The sequence below is a fragment of the Stenotrophomonas sp. GbtcB23 genome (assembly GCF_019091045.1).
Classification (GTDB): Bacteria; Pseudomonadota; Gammaproteobacteria; order Xanthomonadales; family Xanthomonadaceae; genus Stenotrophomonas; species Stenotrophomonas rhizophila_A.
Window position 1 is genome coordinate 1 of the sequence record NZ_JAGXKC010000563.1, and the last position, 248, is coordinate 248.

Consider the following 248-nt stretch of genomic DNA (forward strand, 5'->3'; position numbering starts at 1 on the left):
GGAAAGATAATCCCGACTCCAGGGTGATCGCCGCCGCCGCGACGAGGCTGAATTGCACCAGCACCGGTCCCATTATGTTCGGCAGGATCGTCCGGAAAAGTATGTGAAAGGACCCCGCGCCGAGGCTGCGGGCGGCTTCCACATATTCCCGCGAGCGGATTGTCAGCACACTTGAGTATACCACGAGCACAAACTTCGGCAGGAAGATGACGGCCATGTCCGGCACCAGCATCGTACCGCCGGGACCG

1 protein-coding gene is annotated in these 248 nt (G+C 60.9%); it reads right to left on the reverse strand.

Annotation, left to right across the window (positions count from 1 at the left end; genetic code table 11):
- Window positions 1–217, reverse strand: a 217-nt coding sequence (locus KVS69_RS20120) for an ABC transporter permease subunit (protein ID WP_217539999.1), incomplete at its 3' end; no start/stop codon positions are given.
- Between the last annotated feature and the right edge of the window lie 31 nt (window positions 218–248).